Source organism: Microcystis sp. LE19-84.1B (assembly GCF_027531875.1).
GTDB classification, from domain to species: Bacteria; Cyanobacteriota; Cyanobacteriia; order Cyanobacteriales; family Microcystaceae; genus Microcystis; species Microcystis panniformis.
Window position 1 is genome coordinate 1 of the sequence record NZ_JAPZSR010000118.1, and the last position, 1,228, is coordinate 1,228.

At 38.2% G+C, this 1,228-nt stretch carries 4 protein-coding genes; all 4 read left to right on the plus strand.

Going from position 1 to position 1,228, the window contains the following annotated elements:
• Positions 1–160: type II toxin-antitoxin system HicA family toxin (locus tag O9324_RS07000; protein ID WP_288104615.1), on the plus strand; the 160-nt coding region annotated here is incomplete at its 5' end.
• A gap of 11 nt (positions 161–171) precedes the next feature.
• Positions 172–468, plus strand: a complete 297-nt coding sequence (locus tag O9324_RS07005) for a type II toxin-antitoxin system HicB family antitoxin (protein WP_104396059.1) — start codon at positions 172–174, stop codon at positions 466–468.
• A 149-nt stretch (positions 469–617) separates the two neighbouring features.
• Positions 618–770 carry a hypothetical protein gene (locus O9324_RS07010; RefSeq protein WP_288139821.1) on the plus strand — a complete coding sequence of 51 codons (153 nt, stop codon included), beginning with the start codon at positions 618–620 and terminating at the stop codon, positions 768–770.
• Positions 771–781: 11 nt separating this feature from the next.
• A complete protein-coding gene (locus O9324_RS07015; RefSeq protein WP_002735616.1) occupies positions 782–1,138 on the plus strand; it encodes a type II toxin-antitoxin system RelE/ParE family toxin in 357 nt (118 codons plus the stop codon).
• The last annotated feature ends 90 nt before the right edge of the window (positions 1,139–1,228 follow it).

The window sequence follows — 1,228 nt, forward strand, 5'->3', positions numbered from 1 at the left end:
GAAGGATGAGGGATGGTATCAAGTAGGTACAACAGGAAGTCATCATCATTTTAAACATCCCCATAAAAAAGGGAAAGTGACTGTTCCTCACCCTAAAAAGGATATTCCCCTTAAAACCCTAATCAGTATCGAAAAACAAGCCGGTATTAAATTACGATAAAGGAGAAATCAATGATTACTTATTTAGCCACCGTTCATAAAGATAAACATAGTGATTATGGGGTACAATTTTATGACTTTCCGGGTTGTATTAGTGCAGGAGAAACCATCGAAGAAGCGAAAAAAATGGCAACTGAAGCCTTAAAAGGTCATATTTCCTTTATGTTGGCAGATGGGGACGAAATTCCCACCCCTAGCACCCTCGAAACCATTTTAACCGACGCGGATCATCAAGATGCGATCGCTTTTCTACTCATTCAGGTATCAGAAGCTATTTTAAACCATCAGGAATTGTGTGTAAAAAACTAGGTGCAGTCCCTAGCTTGGGTTGAGCGAATAAATATGTTAAGGAAAACCTCTCAATTCTCAGGAAAAGCGCAACCCAACACCCAAAATCTAAATCTGTCTGAATCTTTTTGTTGGGTTTCCTTGGGTCAACCCAATCGACGATAATTGCTATGATTACTATAATCCGTAGTCGTGGTCTTTTATATGCCATATTACGACAAAACGAAAAAGCAAAAATTGATCGACAACAAGGGAATGAAGCAGGTTATCAACAAGCTCAAAAACTAATCAGCATCATTCGCCAAGAAATGAGTAAAAATTAGGACAAAAAAAGATGGAATGGAATATTATCTTTGATGAAGCCTTTCGAGATTGGCTATACGAGCAAGAAGAAACTGTACAAGATTCAATCTTGGCTTATATTGGGCTACTTAAACAAAAAGGACCCTTGTTAGGACGACCTTATGTTGACACTCTTCAAGGCAGTCGTTACCCTAACCTTAAAGAATTGCGAGTACAGCATCAAGGACAACCTTGGCGAGTGCTTTTTGCTTTCGATCCTATCCGTCAAGCTATCATGCTAGTAGGAGGAAATAAAACTGGCGATAAAAGATGGTATGAAAAAAACATTCCCATCGCTGAAAAAAGATTTGAAGCCTATTTAAAAACCTTAACGGAGCAAAATCTATGATTACCTTTGATGAAGAAATGGATAAACTGCCCTCTGAAAGAAGGGCAAAAATTGAAGCTAAAACCCAAGAGCTTTTACAAGAAATGCAAA

Excerpts from the sequence above, each read along its gene's own strand:
- O9324_RS07005 (WP_104396059.1), top strand. The coding sequence starts at position 172 with ATGATTACTTATTTAGCCACCGTTCATAAAGATAAACATAGTGATTAT.
- O9324_RS07010 (WP_288139821.1), top strand. The coding sequence starts at position 618 with ATGATTACTATAATCCGTAGTCGTGGTCTTTTATATGCCATATTACGA.
- O9324_RS07015 (WP_002735616.1), top strand. The coding sequence starts at position 782 with ATGGAATGGAATATTATCTTTGATGAAGCCTTTCGAGATTGGCTATAC.